The organism is Turicibacter sp. KK003, from assembly GCF_037014675.1.
Lineage (GTDB): Bacteria > Bacillota_I > Bacilli_A > MOL361 > Turicibacteraceae > Turicibacter > Turicibacter faecis.
The window spans coordinates 584,375-605,071 of sequence record NZ_CP142738.1; the positions used below are offsets into that span (position 1 = coordinate 584,375).

At 34.9% G+C, this 20,697-nt stretch carries 18 protein-coding genes; 12 read left to right on the plus strand and 6 right to left on the minus strand.

The features are described from left to right. Positions 1 to 7: 7 nt before the first annotated feature. From VXM77_RS02800 to VXM77_RS02815, 4 genes are all read left to right on the plus strand, one after another. Positions 8 to 541, plus strand: coding sequence for a hypothetical protein (locus VXM77_RS02800; protein WP_262953545.1), 534 nt, complete (start codon positions 8 to 10; stop codon positions 539 to 541). Between the two features lie 13 nt (positions 542 to 554). Then, positions 555 to 2,891 carry a hypothetical protein gene (locus VXM77_RS02805; protein WP_338506975.1) on the plus strand — a complete coding sequence of 779 codons (2,337 nt, stop codon included), beginning with the start codon at positions 555 to 557 and terminating at the stop codon, positions 2,889 to 2,891. A 1,121-nt stretch (positions 2,892 to 4,012) separates the two neighbouring features. Beyond that, positions 4,013 to 4,738, plus strand: coding sequence for a LytTR family DNA-binding domain-containing protein (locus VXM77_RS02810; protein ID WP_262950146.1), 726 nt, complete (start codon positions 4,013 to 4,015; stop codon positions 4,736 to 4,738). Positions 4,739 to 4,942: 204 nt separating this feature from the next. After that, positions 4,943 to 6,037, plus strand: a complete 1,095-nt coding sequence (locus VXM77_RS02815) for a GHKL domain-containing protein (RefSeq protein ID WP_338506978.1) — start codon at positions 4,943 to 4,945, stop codon at positions 6,035 to 6,037. Positions 6,038 to 6,315: 278 nt separating this feature from the next. Here VXM77_RS02815 and VXM77_RS02820 read toward each other — a convergent pair whose 3' ends face one another. The 3 genes from VXM77_RS02820 to VXM77_RS02830 all read right to left on the minus strand — a co-directional run bounded on the left by VXM77_RS02820 (position 6,316) and on the right by VXM77_RS02830 (position 8,484). Beyond that, on the minus strand, positions 6,316 to 7,884 hold the full coding sequence (locus tag VXM77_RS02820; RefSeq protein WP_338506980.1) for an IS66 family transposase: 1,569 nt from the start codon (positions 7,882 to 7,884) through the stop codon (positions 6,316 to 6,318). A gap of 83 nt (positions 7,885 to 7,967) precedes the next feature. Beyond that, positions 7,968 to 8,324 carry an IS66 family insertion sequence element accessory protein TnpB gene (tnpB, locus tag VXM77_RS02825; protein WP_338506983.1) on the minus strand — a complete coding sequence of 119 codons (357 nt, stop codon included), beginning with the start codon at positions 8,322 to 8,324 and terminating at the stop codon, positions 7,968 to 7,970. Further along, positions 8,314 to 8,484, minus strand: coding sequence for a hypothetical protein (locus VXM77_RS02830; protein ID WP_338506985.1), 171 nt, complete (start codon positions 8,482 to 8,484; stop codon positions 8,314 to 8,316). The genes tnpB (VXM77_RS02825) and VXM77_RS02830 overlap by 11 nt, the downstream gene beginning before the upstream one ends. A gap of 399 nt (positions 8,485 to 8,883) precedes the next feature. Between VXM77_RS02830 and VXM77_RS02835 the strand changes: the two genes are divergently transcribed. The 5 genes from VXM77_RS02835 (at position 8,884) to VXM77_RS02855 (ending at position 13,823) form a co-directional block, all read left to right on the plus strand. Beyond that, positions 8,884 to 11,166, plus strand: a complete 2,283-nt coding sequence (locus VXM77_RS02835) for an EAL domain-containing protein (RefSeq protein ID WP_262950148.1) — start codon at positions 8,884 to 8,886, stop codon at positions 11,164 to 11,166. A 504-nt stretch (positions 11,167 to 11,670) separates the two neighbouring features. Further along, a complete protein-coding gene (locus tag VXM77_RS02840) occupies positions 11,671 to 11,865 on the plus strand; it encodes a hypothetical protein (protein WP_338505923.1) in 195 nt (64 codons plus the stop codon). After that, the gene (gene tnpB, locus VXM77_RS02845) at positions 11,855 to 12,211 is read left to right on the plus strand and encodes an IS66 family insertion sequence element accessory protein TnpB (RefSeq protein ID WP_338505925.1); all 357 of its coding nucleotides are present in this window, start codon (positions 11,855 to 11,857) and stop codon (positions 12,209 to 12,211) included. Before VXM77_RS02840 ends, tnpB (VXM77_RS02845) begins: the two co-directional genes overlap by 11 nt. A gap of 107 nt (positions 12,212 to 12,318) precedes the next feature. Beyond that, a complete protein-coding gene (locus VXM77_RS02850) occupies positions 12,319 to 12,531 on the plus strand; it encodes a hypothetical protein (RefSeq protein WP_338505928.1) in 213 nt (70 codons plus the stop codon). Further along, positions 12,528 to 13,823 (plus strand): IS66 family transposase, encoded by a 1,296-nt coding sequence (locus VXM77_RS02855; RefSeq protein ID WP_338507421.1) that lies wholly within the window; start codon positions 12,528 to 12,530, stop codon positions 13,821 to 13,823. The genes VXM77_RS02850 and VXM77_RS02855 overlap by 4 nt, the downstream gene beginning before the upstream one ends. Positions 13,824 to 14,043: 220 nt before the next feature. Here VXM77_RS02855 and istB read toward each other — a convergent pair whose 3' ends face one another. The 3 genes from istB to VXM77_RS02870 all read right to left on the minus strand — a co-directional run bounded on the left by istB (position 14,044) and on the right by VXM77_RS02870 (position 17,000). Continuing rightward, a complete protein-coding gene (gene istB / locus VXM77_RS02860) occupies positions 14,044 to 14,793 on the minus strand; it encodes an IS21-like element helper ATPase IstB (protein WP_338506988.1) in 750 nt (249 codons plus the stop codon). Continuing rightward, positions 14,781 to 16,349 (minus strand): IS21 family transposase, encoded by a 1,569-nt coding sequence (gene istA, locus VXM77_RS02865; protein ID WP_338506990.1) that lies wholly within the window; start codon positions 16,347 to 16,349, stop codon positions 14,781 to 14,783. The genes istB and istA overlap by 13 nt, the downstream gene beginning before the upstream one ends. A 75-nt stretch (positions 16,350 to 16,424) precedes the next feature. Then, positions 16,425 to 17,000 carry a transposase family protein gene (locus VXM77_RS02870; RefSeq protein WP_338506992.1) on the minus strand — a complete coding sequence of 192 codons (576 nt, stop codon included), beginning with the start codon at positions 16,998 to 17,000 and terminating at the stop codon, positions 16,425 to 16,427. Positions 17,001 to 17,263: 263 nt separating this feature from the next. Here VXM77_RS02870 and VXM77_RS02875 point away from each other — a divergent pair, with 263 nt between their 5' ends. From VXM77_RS02875 to VXM77_RS02885, 3 genes are all read left to right on the plus strand, one after another. Then, positions 17,264 to 19,267: a glycosyltransferase gene (locus VXM77_RS02875; RefSeq protein WP_338506994.1), complete on the plus strand. Its 2,004-nt coding sequence runs from the start codon at positions 17,264 to 17,266 to the stop codon at positions 19,265 to 19,267. A 221-nt stretch (positions 19,268 to 19,488) separates the two neighbouring features. Then, entirely contained in the window at positions 19,489 to 19,998 is a 510-nt protein-coding gene (locus tag VXM77_RS02880; protein ID WP_161832099.1) for a hypothetical protein, read from the plus strand. Next, complete coding sequence (locus VXM77_RS02885) at positions 19,995 to 20,549, plus strand: hypothetical protein (protein ID WP_161832100.1); 555 nt, start codon at positions 19,995 to 19,997, stop codon at positions 20,547 to 20,549. Before VXM77_RS02880 ends, VXM77_RS02885 begins: the two co-directional genes overlap by 4 nt. Positions 20,550 to 20,697 lie beyond the last annotated feature (148 nt).

The window sequence follows — 20,697 nt, forward strand, 5'->3', positions numbered from 1 at the left end:
ATAAAGTATGAAAAAAAAGATAAAAAAGAAGGGAATTACCATAATTGAGATTATTATTTCAATGTCTATTATGTTAATGGTAGGAAGTGTTATTACGGTTCTTTCAATTAATAATAATAAAATTTTAGATAGAATAGATACGTTATCAGAATTACAATTGCATGCCCAAAATATTCAGGCTCACCTTTTTAATTGCATATTAGAATCCGAAGGCGTGGTGGACGTCGAATTTGATAATGAAGGGAATTTTCTTAAATCAATTGTTTTTAAAAATGAGGTTTTCTTTCATCAATACTTAGTAGAGGACGGAAAATTAATTTATAAACTATATGAGATAAATAATGAGGGGAAACAGGAACTGATTCAGACACAAACCGTTTCTTCGTTAATTCAAAAAATACAAGTAATTCCATCATCCAGTCAAGACTTAAAAACTTCTAACTATATTGAGTTGAACGTTTCTTTAGAAAAAAAGAGGGGAATGGACACATTGGAATATCAATTAGATAACTATATTGTTTTTAGAAATTTTAAAAATTGAGGAGTTGAATGGGATGAGAAAAAAACGTAGAATATCAATCTTTAATGTCGGACTTCTTTTAGGATGCTTCCTAATCCCTAACATGAATACCTATGCAAAATTATCTTCCGATTCTATATATGATTTAAACTCAAAACTTCCCTTATCCCAGTCTAAAGAGTATTTTAGTAATCGTGATTTTATATTGGAAAATTCAAAAACGAATTCGAAACCCACTGTAGAAGAAGAGGTCGATTTTATGGTATCCCAGTCAGGATATTTAGTTGGGGATTCCATCGAAGCAACGATTACCTTAAAAGGAAATTATGAGGAAGAAGTTCCATTTAATCTATCATTAATGCAAATGCCTAAAGAATTTCATCTCATCGGTCCTTCAAAAGCTATATTGAGTTCAGAGAATCCTTCATACACATTTCAAATAAAAATTGATAGTATTTTAGACAGTGCCCCAAAAAGCTATCAACTAGTGGGGACTTTGACAGAACGGTATCGAACTCAATCTGTCTATACGCCAAATTTTGAAGTTAAAAAAGGACAAGTGAAAGTTATATTAGAAGAAGGGTTAGATGCAGATTTGCTTCAACAAGTGAAATTATATTTAGTTAAAGTAGATTCAGCTTTACACGGGAACGAACGGGCAGAGATCTTAAATCAGACGATTGAAATCCCGTTGTCAAATAGATTAGAATTTTACGAAATAAGTCAAATAGAAAGTCAGCAGATATTATTTGAAAATATCCCGTCGGGACAGTATATTTTAGTTGTTGATGAATCTTCATTACCTGAAGGGTGGATGATTAAAAATGAAAACCGAATGGTTGAATTAAGTTATAATCATCCTGTGAAGCATATTTCAATTGAGAAGGTTTATAGTCCAAATTTAGAGGTGGAGTTAACAACAGGTCTAGATACAACGGTTCATAATAATGAACTTGTGAATATAGGTTATCAAATTAATCCTCAACCAGTACAATCGGGTGAAGGCTTAATTCCCACTTTTACAGAAACATTATTTTTAGTCGATCCAACTAACTCATTATCGAAGATGGACTTGAATTCGGTAGTTGTAGGGATGGAAAAGATGTTAGAAAGTATTCAATCACCAATGAAAGTTGGCGTGATGAGTCCTAAATTACAACAGATTAAACGTTTAACAGATATAGCACCCCCAATTTATTCATTGGCGAATGAAGCAGAAAAGTCTTCATTAATGAACGAATTAAGACAGTTATCAATTAAAAAGTCAAAGAATGAGTGGGATATAGAACAGTCATTAGATGCTGCAACTCGTCTAATCTCTCTTTCAACTGAAACGGATTCTAAGGCAATTGTCATGGTGTCTAATCATTCATTTGAGTTGGACTCTGAGATGATAGAACGTTTGAAACATCAAAATTGTAAGTTAATTATTCTTGACCTATCTCAGAAGAAGAACGAATCATTAGTGTCCTTATCAGATAATGAATGGGTTACGGTATTTTCGATATCGAGTGAGCCCGAATTCAAGGAAACGATAGAGCAGGTAAATCAAATGTTAACTGAACCAGTCTCATCATTCACCGTGAGTCCAACATTAGTTTTTGATTTAGGAAATAAATTTGAAGCTATTGAGGGCCTACAGAACGTGGGGGATACAAGATATGAAACCTTACCATTGGAAATTGAGTATCAGTTGGATTCTACAGGATGTGAATATCGTGCTCAACCTGTTGAGGTATTCTTTAAAGTAAGGGTGACGAATGCGCAGGTTGATGAGCAAATCACATTTAAAAATCAATCAATCATTCACTATGAGCAACGAGATGGATCCGAAGCTGAAAAAACGATTTTATCGCCGAATTTTACGGTAATAAAACCGGAAGTTAAATTAGATTATGGATTGTACGGTGGAGTTCATGGTGATAAGATCGAAATTATTTCTCATGAAATGAACGCACCTAAACGTTTTATTGAAGGTTCAATGGTTTATATAGCAGCTCTTTTCGAATATCAGCCATATTATCAAGATTATTCCTTTTCTATTGACTCAAGATTACCAGTAAGTGAAGAGTCAATACGTACCTATCGTATCCAGCGAGATGATACTGGACAAATAAATTTGGAGCCGATTGAGTCGGTGAAACAATATATTGCTTCTTTTTCCACATACACGCATGTTCGCTTAAACTTATATAATAAAGTAGAGGCCAATGATCAACTCCTCATTTTATATCATGTTGAGATGCCTAAAGGGAGTCATAAGTATAGAAGTACAGTAACCATTGATGAAACCGAAAAGTTCATTGAAATAGAAGGTCTTGATGTCGATAATGATGTCGCACCAAAAGGAAATTTACCATCTTTATTTTGAAATAAAATATATCTATGTGTGTGCACGTTTTCGTCGAATTTGTTTAGTTCTATTCCAAGATAATTTTAAGAGATAAGATACGAACATCGTAGGCATTGAAGCCCAATTTTCAATGAATAATTTTTTAGGGAAAATTAATCATAAGTTTATTCTAACTTGTGATTAATTAATATATATTAGCCATATGATACAAAGGAATGAGATTAGTAAGCATGTAATAATATAGAGGCATATAAAGCTACCAATTCTGTAAGCTGAAACTACGGAATTGATAGCTTTTCTTTTTATATCGTTACTAATCGTCTCCCTAATAAATCCGTAATTTACAAATATAGTGTCAACATTTAGACGAATTCAGGTTATTTGCCCTGATTGTCCCTTTGAAAGTGCATGTCAATATCTAGGTGAGCGTGCCTTATGATAAAATAAAAAGAGGGACTGGATCATAGGCAGGTGAGAGATAGATGAGGAAGGTATTATGTCTTCAGTAATGAGATAAAATTAAAATAATAGCATCTGGGATGAAGGTTAAAAAGATAAGATATTTTTGGTAAAATATCTGTATTTTTTTTACAAAATAGGATATCATAATAACATGAATAATATTTTAATTGATAAAATGGGAAGTAATTTATAGGGGATTAAATAGGTAAATTTTCGAGTGTGATTTCAGGGGGACTCGTTTTAAAAGAATGTGAAGTAAATAAAAATTTGATATCTATATCTGAATAGAGGAGTAATCAACAATTTTAAAATTATATGTATTTTCTAATTCAATGTGTTTAATGCTGAAGACCATTTAGACTAAATATTATCGTGATGTGTATAGATATACAGGAATTAGGATAGTAAGTGGGATCAGTATCGACTTTATGCATAATCATTTGATGGAAGAGTTACAGTTTTTTATAGAGTAAAGAATCAGAGTTAATAATCTTCTAAAAGCCAACCTTTTTATTATTTTGAGAATGGTACCCGTCTAGGTGATGGGAGGATAGGTGAATGTCATTTTCTAGGATTCTTTTAAACTTTACTGTGAATTATTAGGAGTATAACCTCGAGTTAGAGATAAGGATTCTTAAAGTGAATTAGGTAAATTTATTATGTAAGGAGTTGGAATCATGAACATACCTATCCGTATTGCTATTTGTGAAGATAACATCGACCAATTACACATTAATCAAACTTATATAGAATACTGGGCGTCACTAAAAGGAGTAAAGGTAGAGATTTCATCATATCAAAATGCAGAAAGTTTTTTGTTTCATTGGAATGGGATAAAACACTATGATATTATTTTTTTAGATATTTTGATGAAAAAAATGTCAGGTATCGAGTGTGCTAAATATATTCGTCAAAAAGATGAGGATGTCGCGATAATTTTTATTACTGGTGGAGATTCTTATGTTTTTGAAGGATATAAGGTTCAGGCGTTAGATTATTTAATGAAACCTATCAGTAAGAAAAATGTTGTGGAGACGCTTAATAGATGGTATGAAAAATATTCACGGAAAGAAGCCTTGTATTATTTAGTTAAAAGGGGGAAGGAGTTAATAAAAGTTAACTATGATGATATTTATTACTTCATTTCTTTTGATCACTATATTGATATTCATACGGTTGATGACGTTTTGACTTTTAAGGAGAAAATAAGTCAAGTTGAGAGCGAGTTACCAAATCCACAGTTTTGTCGATGTCATCGATCGTATATTGTTAATTTAAAATGTATCGATGTAATTAATAAAAATGAAATTGTCTTAGACAATGGGGTGCGAATTCCAGTCAGTAAAAGTCGTCTTAAGGAAGTGTATGAATCCTTTATTACTTATTTTAAAAATAATCGTTAAAATGGAAAAGAGGTGTTGTTTGATTTGAAAATCTTATTTTACATAATTAGTAATGGAATCCTCACCTTTTTTTTAATCAAAAATTTTGAACGGCAAGAATATAATCCCTTAAATAATAAAAATAGCTTGACCCTCTTTTTAAAAATAGGGTTAATAAGTAGTGTTTTTGTCATTTTGGATATTTTTTTCTTTTCTAAGGGGACTATGAGTGCTTTTTTAATCTGCTTAATCTATATCATTCTTTACAGAAAAGGTAGAATTCTAGAAAAAATATATTGGATGACGGTCATTCAAAATGCGACGAGTGGAATTTATTTATTTTGTCAATTGCTATTTTATAAAATGTTTCACTTAGAGACGGCGACTGAATATCCTATTTTCCCTATAATGTCCCTTTTTTTAGGGATGCAGTGGGTTGTTTTATATGAAATTACAAAGTGGTTTCCTAAATTAGTGTATTTAGAAAAACGTATGATTGTGATATTAACGGCAATAAATCTATTTTGGTTATTTATATTCGACGAATTAATCTATGCATCTGATCGTCGTATCTCATTATTAGTTTGTTTCATTTTTTTACTCACATATACGATTTATGTTTTAGTTGAGGGGTTACTATTACACCATATTAATCGATTAATTTATGTGGAAATGGCATATAAAAACATGGACTTGAAATCTAAGTATGATGAGGATGTCGAGGCGGCAAATTTAGAAGTTCGTAAATATCGTCATGATTTGGCAAACCATTTACAATTATTATCATTTTTTATGGAAGAGCAATTTTATGAAGAGGCCAGAGAATACTTAATGCAAATGAAGGCAGAGTTTCAACACATTAATGGAACTTTTTTTTATATACAAACAGGAAATCAGGCAATGGATTATATTTTGAATTCTAAAAGATTGATGGCCCAGGAGCAGGGGATAGCCATTAAAATAAAAATTGATGATTTATCAAATTTATCGATAATTACATTTGATTTGTGTACACTTTTTTCTAATCTTTTAGATAATTCGATTGAGGCATGTAATCGGTATACAGGGGAAAACCTTTTTATTGAATTAGATTTAACTATTATCAAAAAAAATTTAGCAATTAAGATGAAAAATTGTTCAAATGATGTTAAGACTGATATTCATGGCAATTATTTAACTAGTAAAATTAAAGGGGATCATGGACTAGGAATGAAGCAAATACATAAAATCGTTAAGAAATATGATGGATATATTTTAACGAATTATGAAAATAATGTATTTGAGACAGATATCTTATTAATGAATGTTATTAACAAGTAATTGATACTCAATGCTGGTGATTACACGAAGTAACTATCTATTAAGTGTTAATTGTATTTTCGATGAGCAACTAAAATTAAAATTGTTGTAGTTATTTCAGTATAAAAACTATCTTCTATTACGATGTTCCCTATGTGGTAGAAAGATATCTCATAAAAGGTGAATGTCAGTTTTCTCGAGATAATTCTAGATATGTCGTAAGCGGGTAATAATAAGACGTATAGAAAAAAGAAGACCTCACCTGTATACTTGAAGGACAGATGAGGTCTTCTTTTCTTTTAGATTCCTTTACAATATTCTTGAACATTTTTTGCCCATGGTAAAAAGTCCTCCAAGAGCTTTGGTTTCATTAAAAACTCAACATTTGGTAGGTGTTCGAATAAATAAGTTAAATACTTATAGACATTTAAGCCATGTTCCTTAGCTGTTTCGATGATGCTATAAATAATCGCATTGGCTTCAGCCCCTGATAAGCTTGTTGAAAATAAGTAATTTTTTCGTCCAATAACCACGGTTTTGATGGCACGTTCGGCACGATTATTCGATGCTTCTAATCGCCCATCTTTCAAAAATGCCATCAGTTCTTTCTTTTGATTTAAAACATAGTGAACCGCAGTTTGTAACTTACCTTTCATTGGAATGAAGCTCCCTAGAAAGTCATAAAAAGCCTCAATCACTGGCTTGACCTGTAACTGACGTTGCTCATAACGTTCCTCAGGGGATAACCCTTGAAGGACTCGTTCAATCTTAAAAATTTGGTTACAATAGTCAATGGCTTGTTTAGCTTTTCCATTCTTCCCTGGCACATCCTTGAACTTGCGACGGGCATGCGCCCAACATCCCACTAATTCAATATTCGCTAAGTTCTTATATCCGGAATATCCATCACAATGCAGGTAACCTTTAAATCCATGGAGTAATTGCTCCGCGACGACTCTTGCACGAGTTAAATCTGCGTGATAATAAACGACAGGTGTTTCGCATTCTTTACCTGTTTGAATTAACCAGATTCGTGCTTGAGAGGTTGCGTTACGTCCATCCATTCGATTTAGTACTTGATAGTACGTTTCATCGGCATGAAGAACTTCTTCCTTTACGATGAGCTTAGCGAAAGAATCATAAATTGGGCGTAACCAATCATTAGCGACTTTGATCATCCAGTTCGCCATGGTGCGTCGACTTAATTCTAAACCATACGTCTTCCATTCTTTCTCTTGACGATAAAGGGGGAGGCTTAATTCATACTTTTGATGAATCATCCAGGCTAGAACACTAGGTCCAGCTAAGCTCCTTTGAATCGGTCCCTTAGGTACCTCAGCACAACGAATAGGCTTAGCCTCAAAATTAGGATCATGACAATCACATTCGTAGGTATGTGAAATATAAACTTTCTTATATAATCGTGCAGGAATAAAACAGACTTCTTCTCGAACAACTTTTTTCCCCATTGGTTTCATGGCTTGACCACAATGGTCACACGTACAATCCTCTCCGTGGAGCTCACAATGAACTTCTTCAATAGGTAAATCTTTAGTTAATTCGGCTTTACGACCGGATGTCTTACGACGTCGATACGTGATTTCCTCTGTCGGTTCATCCTTTGTCAGAGGTTCTTCTAATACAGGATCCCCAAAAAGGGTAAGCTGACCTGGATCAACCTTAGTTTTCTCGCTTGAGGATCCAAAAAGCTTTTTTGAAAGAAACTCAACCTGTTCAGTCAATTGTTGGATGGTTTGATCCTGTTCAAAAATTTTCTGATCATAAGAGGTCAATAGTTGAGTTTGTTGATCCAGTTTCTTTAATAGTTTCTGATTTTCTTCGATTAGTTTTGATTCAAACGTGCTCAACTGGCCCACCTCTTTTCTAAATGATATCTGTTAGTTTTAATATGCCCAACTTTTAATAGAAAATACAGGTTTTATTACCAATTTTAATTAATACATCCTTTATGGGCGGGTTTAATAGCTTTGGGTTGTTGGATAGAGAGTCCTTCAAGTAACCAACGAAGCTCCTGACTCGTTAACTTTTTGACTTCTTCTTGGTTTCGTGGCCACTGAAGGCTCCCGTTCTCTATCCTTTTATATAAGAGGATAAAGCCATCCGTGTCCCAGTAAAGGGCCTTAAAGCGGTCTTTTTTTAGACCACAGAAAAGAAATAAGGCGTCATCAAATAAATCTAAATTATATTTATCTGTAATAATTCCGGCGAGACTATCAATCCCGCAACGCATATCTGTCCGACCACAAACGACAAAAATATTTTTAACGTGAGTGAAATCAACTAACATTTTTCATCATCTCCGTTAGTACTGTCTTTAAAACATCATGATCAACCCCAGGATAGAACGTGATTTCACTCCTGTTGGTTTGAATACAACAGATAGGGGTGACTTTTTTAGGCGCATCTGATTCAAGTTGAATCGGAACAATTAATGGACTTTCCTTCATAAAAATAGCCTCCTTTTCTTTGATAGCTAAAGTATAGCTCAAAGTTGGAGGCCAAAATAGACATGTTTATATTACACGCTTACGATATGTCTTAGTGGAGAGGGGAAGGCTATAACGCTATAATGCGAAACCGTTTCTGTTAATAGATAGATAACGTCGAGTGTGAGAAAAAACCATATAATAGCAGAGTAAATATATGATATAATTTTAATTAGATATACGAAGTAAAAAATGTTTCACCTTTTGGGAGAGAGCGTTGTAGCTTTTATTGACAAATATAAGGGTCTAATTGAGAGAGTGGCTTTGAAAATTTCCAAGAGTGAAAGGTTTGTCACCGCTTCTATATAATAAGAGGTTTGAATTAACTATGGCTAGTTGAGGGGAGGCCAAGCCAGCACAATGAATTTTATTAATAAAATTAATTATAAGCTTGTCTTAATTTCTTTTTTGTTCACGGCGATGTTTGTTTTGTCAGCAAATGTATTGGTGAATCGTATATTAGATAACGTGATTGAGCTATCCGCAGATGTTCACTATAACCAAGTCAGTCAACAGTTAACTAAAGATTTTACGACATTAAAAAACACCGTTGAACAAATAGCGGTAGATGATAAGGTCATTAGTCGTTTAGAAAATAACCGGAATATTAATCAACTGGATCAAACGGATAAGGAAGTTATTGGTTGGTCATTGAATTTATTTAATCAACTACTAGAGGCTATCCCGTTTATTGAAAATCCCATTAGTATTGTGAGTATTCCAGGACACTATTTATTTTCTAATGACTCATTGTATAGTGACTTTGACGTCTCCCAACGCGAATGGTTTAAAGGGGACTATCTAGAGCTAGGTTCTAAAGTTTTTGTCACCGATGTCTATCAAGATTTTGTGACGGACAAACAGACGATTTCCATTGTTTCCTTTATTCGTAGTGAGACTCAGGGGGACTTGTTAGGGGCAGTTGTTTTAGATATTCATGTCGATGTATTGTTGTCTTATGTGGATTCCACCTTTTATCAAGGTAAACTTAAAACGACACTTATTCCGGATCAAGAAGGCAGTGACTTCGTTGACATTAAAAGTAAACAATACGGTTATTATACAAAGGAATTAAGTGAAATATTCCCCGGATATCAGATGATGTTTTCTTTTGAAAAGGAAAGTATGAAACAAAATGAGCCGATTATGACCAATACAAAAGATATGCGGATTGTCATTGTTTCCGTCGGAATTTTTGGGGCATTCTGTATGATTACTGCTATTTATCTTGCCTTTGATCCTGCCTTTAAGTCGATAAAAAAATTGAGGAAAATTCTCGTCCAATTAAATCAAAATGACGATTTGTTAGGTGAGAAAAATGAGTTTGCCCAATTAGAATTAATTGCAGATGTTTTGGACAAGACGTTTGATGATAAAGTCGAATCAATGATTTATTACGATCCGCTTACAGGGTTACCTAATCGTAAAAAATTACATTTAATATGTGAGGAGTTAATTAAACAAAATGAGCCGTTTGCTCTTATTTTTGTGGATATGAATAAATTTAAAATGGTTAATGATATCTTTGGTCATACTGTTGGGGATCGTCTCCTTACTCGATTTAGTCATATTACCCAACGAGCTTTAGGCAAGCGTGGGATTGTCACGCGATATTCTGGTGATGAGTTTGTGATTATTTATAAGAATTATACAAACGATGCGGAATTTGAATTTTATTACCGTAATAAAATTGTTCCCCTCTTTCAATTACCAGTAGAGTTAATGCCTGATGTAAAAGTATTTATCGAATTTTCGATTGGTGCAGCCGTGTTTCCAAGAGATGGAGTAGAGGTTTCGGAATTGATTCAAAAAAGTGATTTAATGATGTATAAAAATAAAATTGCTGGATTACGAGATAAAATAATCTTCTTCAATGATGAGGTCTCCCAGGATTTAATTGATGTTGAAAATTTAAAGAATGAACTACGCACAGCCCTTTTAAAAGATGAATTTAGGATTGTTTATCAACCTATTATAGACGAGCATCAACAGGTCGTGAAAGCAGAGGCATTACTACGATGGGAAAGTGAAAAACTTGGTAATGTTTCTCCACAAGAGTTTATTCCATACGCCGAAGAAACACGCGAAATTATCTCAATTGGATGTTGGATTATCGAAGAGGTTTGTCGTTTTATTAGCGATTATCAAATCCCTATTGAAATCAGTATTAATGTTTCCCCTCTTCAGTTATTAGAGGTTGATTTCTTTAGCTGTGTCGAAGCACTAGTTGAAAAATATGAAATTAACTTTGAACAGTTATCGTTTGAATTGACAGAATCTGTTCTTCTTGAAAAAAGCGAAGCACTGACACAAAATCTTGAGAATTTACGTAAAAAAGGATGTAAAATTCTCTTAGATGATTTTGGAACAGGGTATTCCTCATTCAGTTACCTTCAAAAATATCCGATTGATATTGTCAAGTTAGACAAGATATTTTTATCAAGTTCGGATGAAAGGAATTATATGATTATTAGTCATATTAATAAGATAGCCGATTTATTAAATATGAAGGTAATTATCGAGGGGGTTGAGACAGAAAGTCAACTTAATACCTTGGTTGAAATCGGATGCGAAATGTTTCAGGGCTATTATTTTTCTAAGCCGTTATGTCCTGAAGCGTTTATTACGTTAATGAAAGATTAGAAAAAAATTGTTCACGTCTATAGTAATCTAGTACTAAGTCAAAAAAATAAAAAATATAATCTGAACCCAATTTAAAAGATGATTTTTGTAGTGTAAGCGGGTAATAATAACACGTATAGAAAAAAGAAGACCTCAGCTGTATATTTGAAGGACAGATGAGGTCTTCTTTCCTTTTAGACTCCTTTACAATATTATTGAACATTTTTTGCCCATGGTAAAAAGTCCTCCAAGAGCTTTGGTTTCATTAAAAACTCAACATTTGGTAGGTGTTCGAATAAGGGCTCTTTGTCAAATCGTGTGGGTAAATAAAATCTATACATATAATCGGGAGGAATTAGGCCATCTTTTAGACGGCTTGATTCCTCTTCTTTTTTTGTTCAAAAGTGTATTTATGGATAATCAAAATTCTTGCTTTGACTGTAAGCACGTAATATAAACATGTCTATTATGACCTTCAACTTTGAGCTATACTGTAGCTATCAAAGTAAAGGAGGTCTATTTTTTATGAAAGAAAATCCTATTATAGTTCCAGTCGCATTGAGTGACTCTAATTTAAAGTCTCATTCAGTATCTGAGACTAATAAAAATACACCTGTTTGTCACTTTAAAATTAAGGATGCTGAAGTCACGTTTTACAATGGTGTGAACAAATATATCTTACATACTGTTCTAGCGGAGATGTCTAAGTATGCTCGTTGATTTTACTACGGTTCAAAATATCTTTATCGTTTGTGGCCATACTGATATGCGTTGTGGGATTGACGGTTTAGCTAGTGTCGTCTCGGATAAATACAACTTAGATTTATTTAATGATGCTATCTTCTTGTTTTGTGGAAGAAAAAAGGATCGATATAAAGCTTTGTACTGGGATCGTGAGGGATTTATGTTATTGTACAAACGAATTGAAAATGGAAATTTACAATGGCCTAAAGATCAAGATGAAGTTAAGAAATTAACGGCCCAAGAACTCCGTTGGTTATTAGAGGGGTTATCCATTCAACAACCCAAAGCCATTAAACCTGCTAAAACAGGATGTTTATACTAATAGAAATAAGGGATTTTCGACAAAAATCTCTTATTTCTATTTTCATAAGTTGTAAGATTAGGTATACTAATCTTAACACGAAACCTTTTTGAAAGCAGGTGAATTTGATGACAGAACTTGAACAACAATTAATGGAACAAAATAAGGCACTTCTGGAACAAGTTCGCCAACTAACTGAACAAATTCAGTACCTAAATAAAAAGCTATTTGGATCTTCGAGTGAAAAGACTAAAGTAGCCGACGGCCAAATTTCATTATTTAATCCAGATAATTTTTTGAAGAGACAGAGACAACTGAAGACCAAACCGTCGAAGAAATAACCTATCGACGTAAAAAACAAAAGGGAAGGAAGGCAGAATTAATCAAGGACTTACCAATTGAGGAAATCCATTGTCAATTACATGGAGAAGACTGCTTATGTACAAATTGTGGAAACGAAATGAAACAGATAGGAAAAAAGATCATTCGTGACGAAGTTTGTTTCGTTCCAGCCCGATTATATAAAAAGCGATACATTAGCTACGCGTATGCATGTGATTGTCATGATGCATCGATCGAAGCTAAACCGATTCGTTGTGCCGAAACTCCAAAAGCTCCGATTCAAAGAAGCTTTGCCGGAGCGAGTATGTTAGCTGAAGTTTTTCATCAAAAATACGTCTTAAGTATTCCTTGTTATCGACAAGTATCAGAATGGGCACGCTATGGATTAAGTGTGAGTGATAAGACGCTCTCAAATTGGATAATCACTACCTCTTATGATTGGTTACTTCCGATTTATGAGCGATTGAGAGATGAACTAGTTCAACAGACCGTTTTACACGCAGATGAAACACCGTATCAAATTTTAAATCGAGCGGATGGAAAACCTGCCACCTCTCAATCAAGGATTTGGTTATTTAGAACCATCAAAAATGCCCAACATCCTGTAGCTTATTACCACGCTGATCTAACACGTGAACGCGCGGTGGCAACCACTATCTTAGAAGGATTTAAAGGTTATCTTCACTGTGATGGGTACTCCGGCTATAAAAATATTCCCAACGTGAAATTAGTTGGATGTTGGGCTCATGTCAGAAGAAAGTTTTTTGAGATACCTGGAAATAACGGTAAGGCAAAAAAGGCAGTCGAATACTGCGATCAAATCTTTCGTTTTGAAAAGACGATTAAAGATTTATCTCCTGAGCAACGTCAAAAACAGCGCCAACTGATCATCAAACCAGTCATCGAAGAATTTTTCAAGTGGCTCGAATCCTTCTATGTGATGAAAGGAAAACTTCAAACAGCGGTGATGTATGCCCTCAATCAAAAGGTAGAGCTTTTGCGCTTTTTAGATGATGGAAATCTTGAAGCCTCGAATAATCTAGCTGAACAAGCGATTCGCCCCATCGCGATTGGTCGTAAAAACTACCTTTTTTCAACCAGTATGAAGGGTGCGACTGCTAATGCGATGGCATACACAATCCTGGAGACAGCCAAGGCAAACAGTCTAAATCCATCCAAATATCTCACTTATCTTTTTCAAAAACTACCTAATACGGACTTCATACGAAATCCAGGCGTATTGGTGGACTTTTTGCCATGGGCGAAAACAGTCCAAGAGATTTGTCAGTAACAATATAAGATAAAAGCTACCAACTCTGTACTTTTAGTTTACAGGATTGGTAGCTATTTTTGTATCCGTGTTATTATTACGTGCTTACCTTTGACTACCCTACCAGTGGAGGAAACATGCTCCGCATGGCAGGTGACCCAGTGATAGAAACTCCGATATCCGAAAAATGTATATTGCAAGTGAAAAGTTAACATTTGTGCAATTTAATTTTTAACAGTAACTATTGTTCGATTTCAAGGAATTTTTTTGATTGCTGGAGTCGATAACTTGTTCCATTCATATTAATGACATAGGATTGATGGGTAATACGATCGACGATAGCCGCTGTAATAACAGGGTCATGGAAGATTTCATCCCATCGTGAAAAAGGTAAGTTAGTGGTAAATAAGGTTGATGCCTTTTCACACCGGGTTGAAATAAAATTAAAGAGGAGTTCAGCCCCTTCTTTGTCGAAGGAGATATATCCTAATTCATCTAAAATAATCAGTTGGTATTTATCAAATTTTCTTTTTAGACGTTGGAGGACACGTTCATTTTTGGCTTCCTTTAATTCAATGATGAGTGTTGGGACATGGGCGAAATAAACATGATACCCCATCTGACAGGCCTTAATGCCAAGACCAATAGCGGTGTGACTCTTGCCGGTTCCCGGATTCCCGGCTAGAATAATATTTTGATTTTTTTTAATAAATTCTAAGCTCTCAAGCGTTTTAAAATGTTTTTGTGCCTCTACAGGAAGCGCCGTTACCTCTAACTCTTCTAAGTGTTTGAGATAAGGAAATTTAGCAGATTTAATTCGGCTATTCACTCCATTTTGTTGTCGAAGTTCCACTTCATATTGAAATAAGGTGAGGAGAAATTCTTCATAGGTTTGGTTTTCAAGACGTGATTGTTCCAAATGAAGATGAAGATTTTGGGCGATATAGGGTAATCGTAAATTTTTCGCGTGTTTTTTTATTAGTTGATCCATGACAATTCTCCTTGTTGATAGATTGAGCTAATTTCTGATAATTGGTTGTAACAGGCCTCCTCAACTTGTTTATCTTCGGGGGCGGTTAAAGAACTTTGTGGTGCTTCTCGTGTTAATAAAAAGTGAATGATTTGATCATTTTGAATCGGAAGATTCTGTTGCCGAAGGGATTCAATCGCTAATTGAATACGTTCGAGTGAATATTCCCTGATTAAGGTTAATAAATAAATGAAATCTCTAGGATTTGTGTTATAATGATTTTGGAATATTTTTTGGAGCCACGGAGTAGCCTGTTTGAGAGCCAGGCTATGTGCAACTGCACCGGGCTTCTTTTTTAATGTCGCTAGATAGTGATGGATATCTAAGTGATACTGGTGACGTCCGATGAGACGTTTGGCTTTAAATAAAAAGCGGCCATCGTAGTACACTTTAAGGTGGTTAATGTTTTTACGAACAGTCACGTCTTTTCCAACCAGATAATCTGGAACGGAATAGAAGTTTGTATCGACATGAATAAAGCTATATTTATTCACTTTATATACCGCCGTTAAATAGGTGTCTAAGGGAACCCGATAAGGCAATAAGTGCGATTGCTCAGTGAGAAATTGTGCATCGGCTGAAGTTTGTGTTCGCTGCTTCATTTTCTTATTTTCACGTGCGGTCGCCTCTAAAAGTGCAGTAACGGCATCTGCCACGGTGTTAAAGTGGTGAGATGAACTAAAAGCTTTACGTCGAATCAGCTCTACGGAACGTTCAACGTGTCCTTTTTCATTTCCACTATACGGATTAGTAAACCGGACGTGATAACCATAATAGTTCGTTAATTTTTCAACAACCGCTGTCGGTTGTTTTTCTTTACCGGCTAAATGTTTGACCTGAACTCGAGCATTATCATAAACAATTTCGTGGGGAACACCCTTAATCTCCTCAAAGAAACGTGCATGAATATCAAGAAAAGCTTCCGTATTTTCATGCGAATAGAGATAGGCAAAACGTTTATCGCTATATTTCAAGTCGAAGACGCCTATTTTAAATCGCCGTTCCGCCCCAAGTTCTTCAATAAATAGGGTCACATCTCCCCAATCAAACTCTGCCACCTGACCAGGATCGTAGGCTTGTCGGATAAAAGCTTCTTTTGAATGGTTCATTTGTTTCGCAACGTAAACGCAGACCGATCGATAGCTAATATCTACTTGTTTAGAAATTAACCATTCATAAATATCTGTATTTTTCATGATTAATTTACGTTTCCCTTGTTGGATTTTCTTTTTATTTTCATCAAGACAGGAATCAATCATGGACTCAACCTCAGGTGTTAACTTAATGCGTTGACGTCTACTAGCATCATATTTTGGTTTAGCAGAAGACTGAATAATGATCTGTTCCTTTTCAGCCGTTGATGTGGCACGTTCTAAAGCTTGTTGGTTAAGTTCGTACGCTTTAACATATTTACTAACAGTTTGTCTTGTCATTCCTATTTCTTTCGCAATAGCGGTGTAGGAAAGACCTTTCAAATATAGGCGAATTAATAAATCTTTTTTTTCCAAGGTTAACACTTCACTTTCCTCCATATCACCAATTGATATGGATAATTTTACAAAAGGGGTGTTAACTTTTCAATTGCATTCCTGTTAATTATTAGAATACAATAAACAAAAAATGAAGGATATTGCTCCCTCGGCCGATTTAACCGACTTAAACTCGTCAAAACAAAGAACTTTTGGGAGAGAATTAAAGGGAAGCGGCTGTTCTTCATAGGAAGAATGAATGACGCGGTTAACGGTTGAATGAGAAACGTTAAGCTCACGTGCAATATCTGTTTCGGATTTCTTATGACTAGCTTCTAAAAAGATGGCTTGTTTTACGGGAGTGGAAATAAAACAATTAGGGTTAACAAGAGATGTTTCTAGGGTAAATGTTCGGTCACAATGACGGCATTTATAACGTTGTTTTTTTAAGTCTAGGTAAGCATCAAATCCGGAAATTTTGACTAGCTTAATACGTGAAGTTTTGAAGCCGTGTTTAATGATATTAGAGTCAAAAGCGTGACCACAGTGAGAACAGAGGGTTGGTTGAAAAGAAAGAGTCCCCAAAATAAGTTTAGAACGAACATTCTTAATCTGAGTTTCTTGGATACAATTTTTTGAAAAAGTAATATTTTTATCTGTTAAATCAAGTAAAGTTGAGATACAATTAGTGTGAGACATAAACCCAATCCTTTCGTGTTTTTTTGGTCGATTACATTGTATAGAATTTGGGACGTTATGTCTCTTTTTTTTGTACTTATTTTTTAATTCCAATAAAGGAGGCGTGGGCATCACCCACACCAAATATTATAGAACCCTTAATTATATAATTCAGGAACAAAAAATATGGGTATATCTGTCATTGATTCTAATGTTTACATAATCTTCGATTGGTGGCATAATATTATTAGAAGAAATAGAGTCCTATGAGGGGGAGATAGGTTTTGAAATGGAATAAAATTCAAAGTGAGCGGAAGTGGCTAATCGTTTACTTATTATTGACTGGGCTTTATGTGATTTGGCGAGTATTTTTCACCTTACCAATGAGGTATGGATTATTAGCATTTATTGTTGGGATTGTGTTATTAGTTGCTGAATGTCTAGGAATCATTGATTTTTTAATTCACTTTATTGGGATTACGCGACTGGTCGTACCAGAAAAGCCAAAGTTAGATCCATTAACGGAATATCCAGATGTTGATGTTTTTATTGCAACCTATAATGAACCGTGGGAAATTATTTATAAGACGGTGATTGGATGCAAGAATATGGATTATCCTGATCCCCAAAAGGTGCATATTTACGTGTTAGATGATGGTCATCGTGAAGAGGTCAGACGACTTTGTAAAGAAGCGTCAGTTGGATACATTACGAGAGATGATAACGAGCATGCAAAGGCTGGAAATATAAATAATGCACTTGCGCAAACAACATCGCCGTACATTGTTACTTTTGATGCAGATATGATTCCCATGCATCAATTTTTAATGGAAGCCTTACCTTATTTTATTGGGAACGAAGCGATTCGAGCGCAAGAACGGCAAGAGGGGATTGAAGAACATGACTTAACCAAACGTTTAGGTTTTTTACAAGTTCCTCAAGCTTTTTATAATGCCGATATTTTTCAGCATCGTTTATTTTCGGAAGAAGTGATTCCAAATGAACAGGATTATTTTCATCGTGAAGTGCAATTAGCGAAAAATGCCTCGAATTCAGTTATCTATAGTGGTTCTAATACGGTTATTACACGACAAGCATTAGAAGATGTTGAGGGATTTGTGACAGGGATTATTACGGAAGATATTGCAACGGGAATTAGAATCCAAGCGAAAGGTTATCAAAGTTATGCGATTAATGAAGTTCTAGCGACTGGTCTTGCTCCGTATGATTTAGAAGCTATTATTAAGCAACGTAATCGCTGGGCACGTGGATGTATTCAAACCTTTCGACGAGTGAACCCTCTATTTTTAAAGGGACTGAGCGCGGCCCAGCGCCTGAATTATTTTGATTCACTACTTTACTGGTATGCACCGTTTAAACGCCTGATCTATTTATTAGCTCCCATTTTATTTACGGTGTTTGGAGTAAAAGTTGTTGATGCAACAATTCTTGAAGTTATTATTTTTTGGTTGCCCATGTATATTTTTAATATGTTGACGTTTAAAAAGTTTTCAGGGAAACGGCGAACGATGAAGTGGACCAATATTTATGACACGATTTTAATGCCGACCTTAATTTCAGCTGTTTTCCTTGAAACATTAGGAATTAAAATGAAAAAGTTTGAAGTGACTGCAAAAAAACGACAAACGAAAAAAGGGTTGAAGTATCAGCTCCAACTTGCAATCCCACACGCTATTTTATTTTTCTTCACCGTGATGGGAATCACAACATCAATTCTTGAACTGATATTTAACCACGATACAGCGTATATTATTAACTTATTTTGGTTAAGTGTGAATGGATATGCACTCCTCATGGCACTTCTTTTTGTATTAGATCGTCCAACAAGACGAGCGAGTGAACGCTTTAAAATGGATGTTCCTGTATCTTTTTCTTTCAATACTAAAAATAATGAGGCGCGTGTCATTGATATTTCTGAGTCAGGAATTGCGATGGTGAGTGAAGAGTACTATGATTTTCAGGAATCAGTGTCCTATCCATTAAAAATTAGGCGAGAGAATTATTGCGCGCATGTTGAGGCAAGGTTTATTCGTGTTAATGAACTAAAGGACAATCGGTATAAATATGCTTTTGTTTATAATGATATGAATCCGACAGAATATGAACAATTAGTTTTAATTTTATTTGATCGTGTTCCAAATTTTCCAGATTATATTAGGAGCCAAAGTGCTTTTAAAGATATTTCGCGGAATATGGTGCAACGGTTTAAGCAACGCCAGCGTCGAAAAGTTAATAAAAATGTGTCAAGGGTTGAATCCGTTCTATAAATTTAGAGAGGTCAACTTAATAAGAATGAACGTGCTAAAGGTGTTCCTCTTCGATGAGGTGACACCTTTTTTTGTCGCCTTATTAAAGGGTTTGTCCAAATGGTGGTCATTTTAGGAGCGGTAGCTAAAACAAGACAGAAGTAGTGTGATTTTTTGGTTAATATATGGCAATTTTCTTTAAGGAGGTGTGTTATTTTTGTAGTATCGGGGGGTGATAGAGGTTGAAGAAGCGTTATCTGCTTGTCACCTTTTTAGCTATGTTGGTCGCTTGTGGGGATAGTGGACTAGCAAATCAGGCAGTTAAAGAGGCGAGGGAGGCTTTTGAAGACGGATCCTATCAAGAGGGCGTCGGTTTTTTAAAGTTAGCAACTGATGAAAGTTCAAATAAAAAGTATCAGATTTGGCATGAGCAAGGGGAGGCTCTACTTAAGATGGTTGAATATGATCAGTTAGAGGACTTGGATAAACTGCTGTTGGCTTGGACGGATTTAAATTTAGTCGATAGTCAGCCAAGTTTTGTGAAAGATGAGGCCATTAATTATGTACGGTCTCAATTAAATTCTCTTGAGGAAAAAATTAACCGAGCCATTGAAGCAGAGAAAACGTCAGCTTATGATGAGTTAATTGCGTTAATTCGTTTCGTGGAAAAAAGGATGGGATCATTAAAACTATTTAGGGGAGAAATAGAGACGTTGATCGCCTTAAGAGATGAAATGGAGGGATTATCATGATGAAGAGAATCAGTGTGTTACTTGCACTTATGATCGCACTTTGTGCATGTGCAAATGAGACAGATGGGGAGAACGATAATCATAAAGAAGATATTTTACATCGGCCACGTTTGACAGAAAACGGGACGAATTTAAGCGAGCGTTCACTTGAAGAAGGGCTCAATTATATTGAGGCACTTGTGGGAGTCGACGAATTAGCAGCTGCTAAAGGTGTTTTAAACGAATTACTAGTTGAGCTAGATGATGAGGGAACCGATGAGCAACGAGAACGCCTAAATGTTTTAAAAGAAACGCTACACGAAGTGGAGGTTCATGATCAGGAGCATAACCATGAATTTACAGGGGTTGATGCGGTTGCCTTAGCCGTGGATCGTTATGGATCTGACGAAGATATTGTCTATATGTATGACGAAAATCACGAACATTACGGCGATAATCAAATCGGTTATTACGTGGCCTTAAAGTCAAAAGTATTGCAAGAGACGGAAGGTGGCGATGGCATTATTTTGATGCTTTTCGTCGCTGAGGATGGCACGATTACAGAAATCTAAGAAGATGAGGAGGCAAACCGGGGAAGGTGGCCTCCTTTTTTATTTGCATACCTTTTATCAATAAAGAAATACTATTAATAACTATATTATTATTTTATAAGAAAACGCATTGACTTTCTTTCACGATAGTTTTATAATAATATCAGTA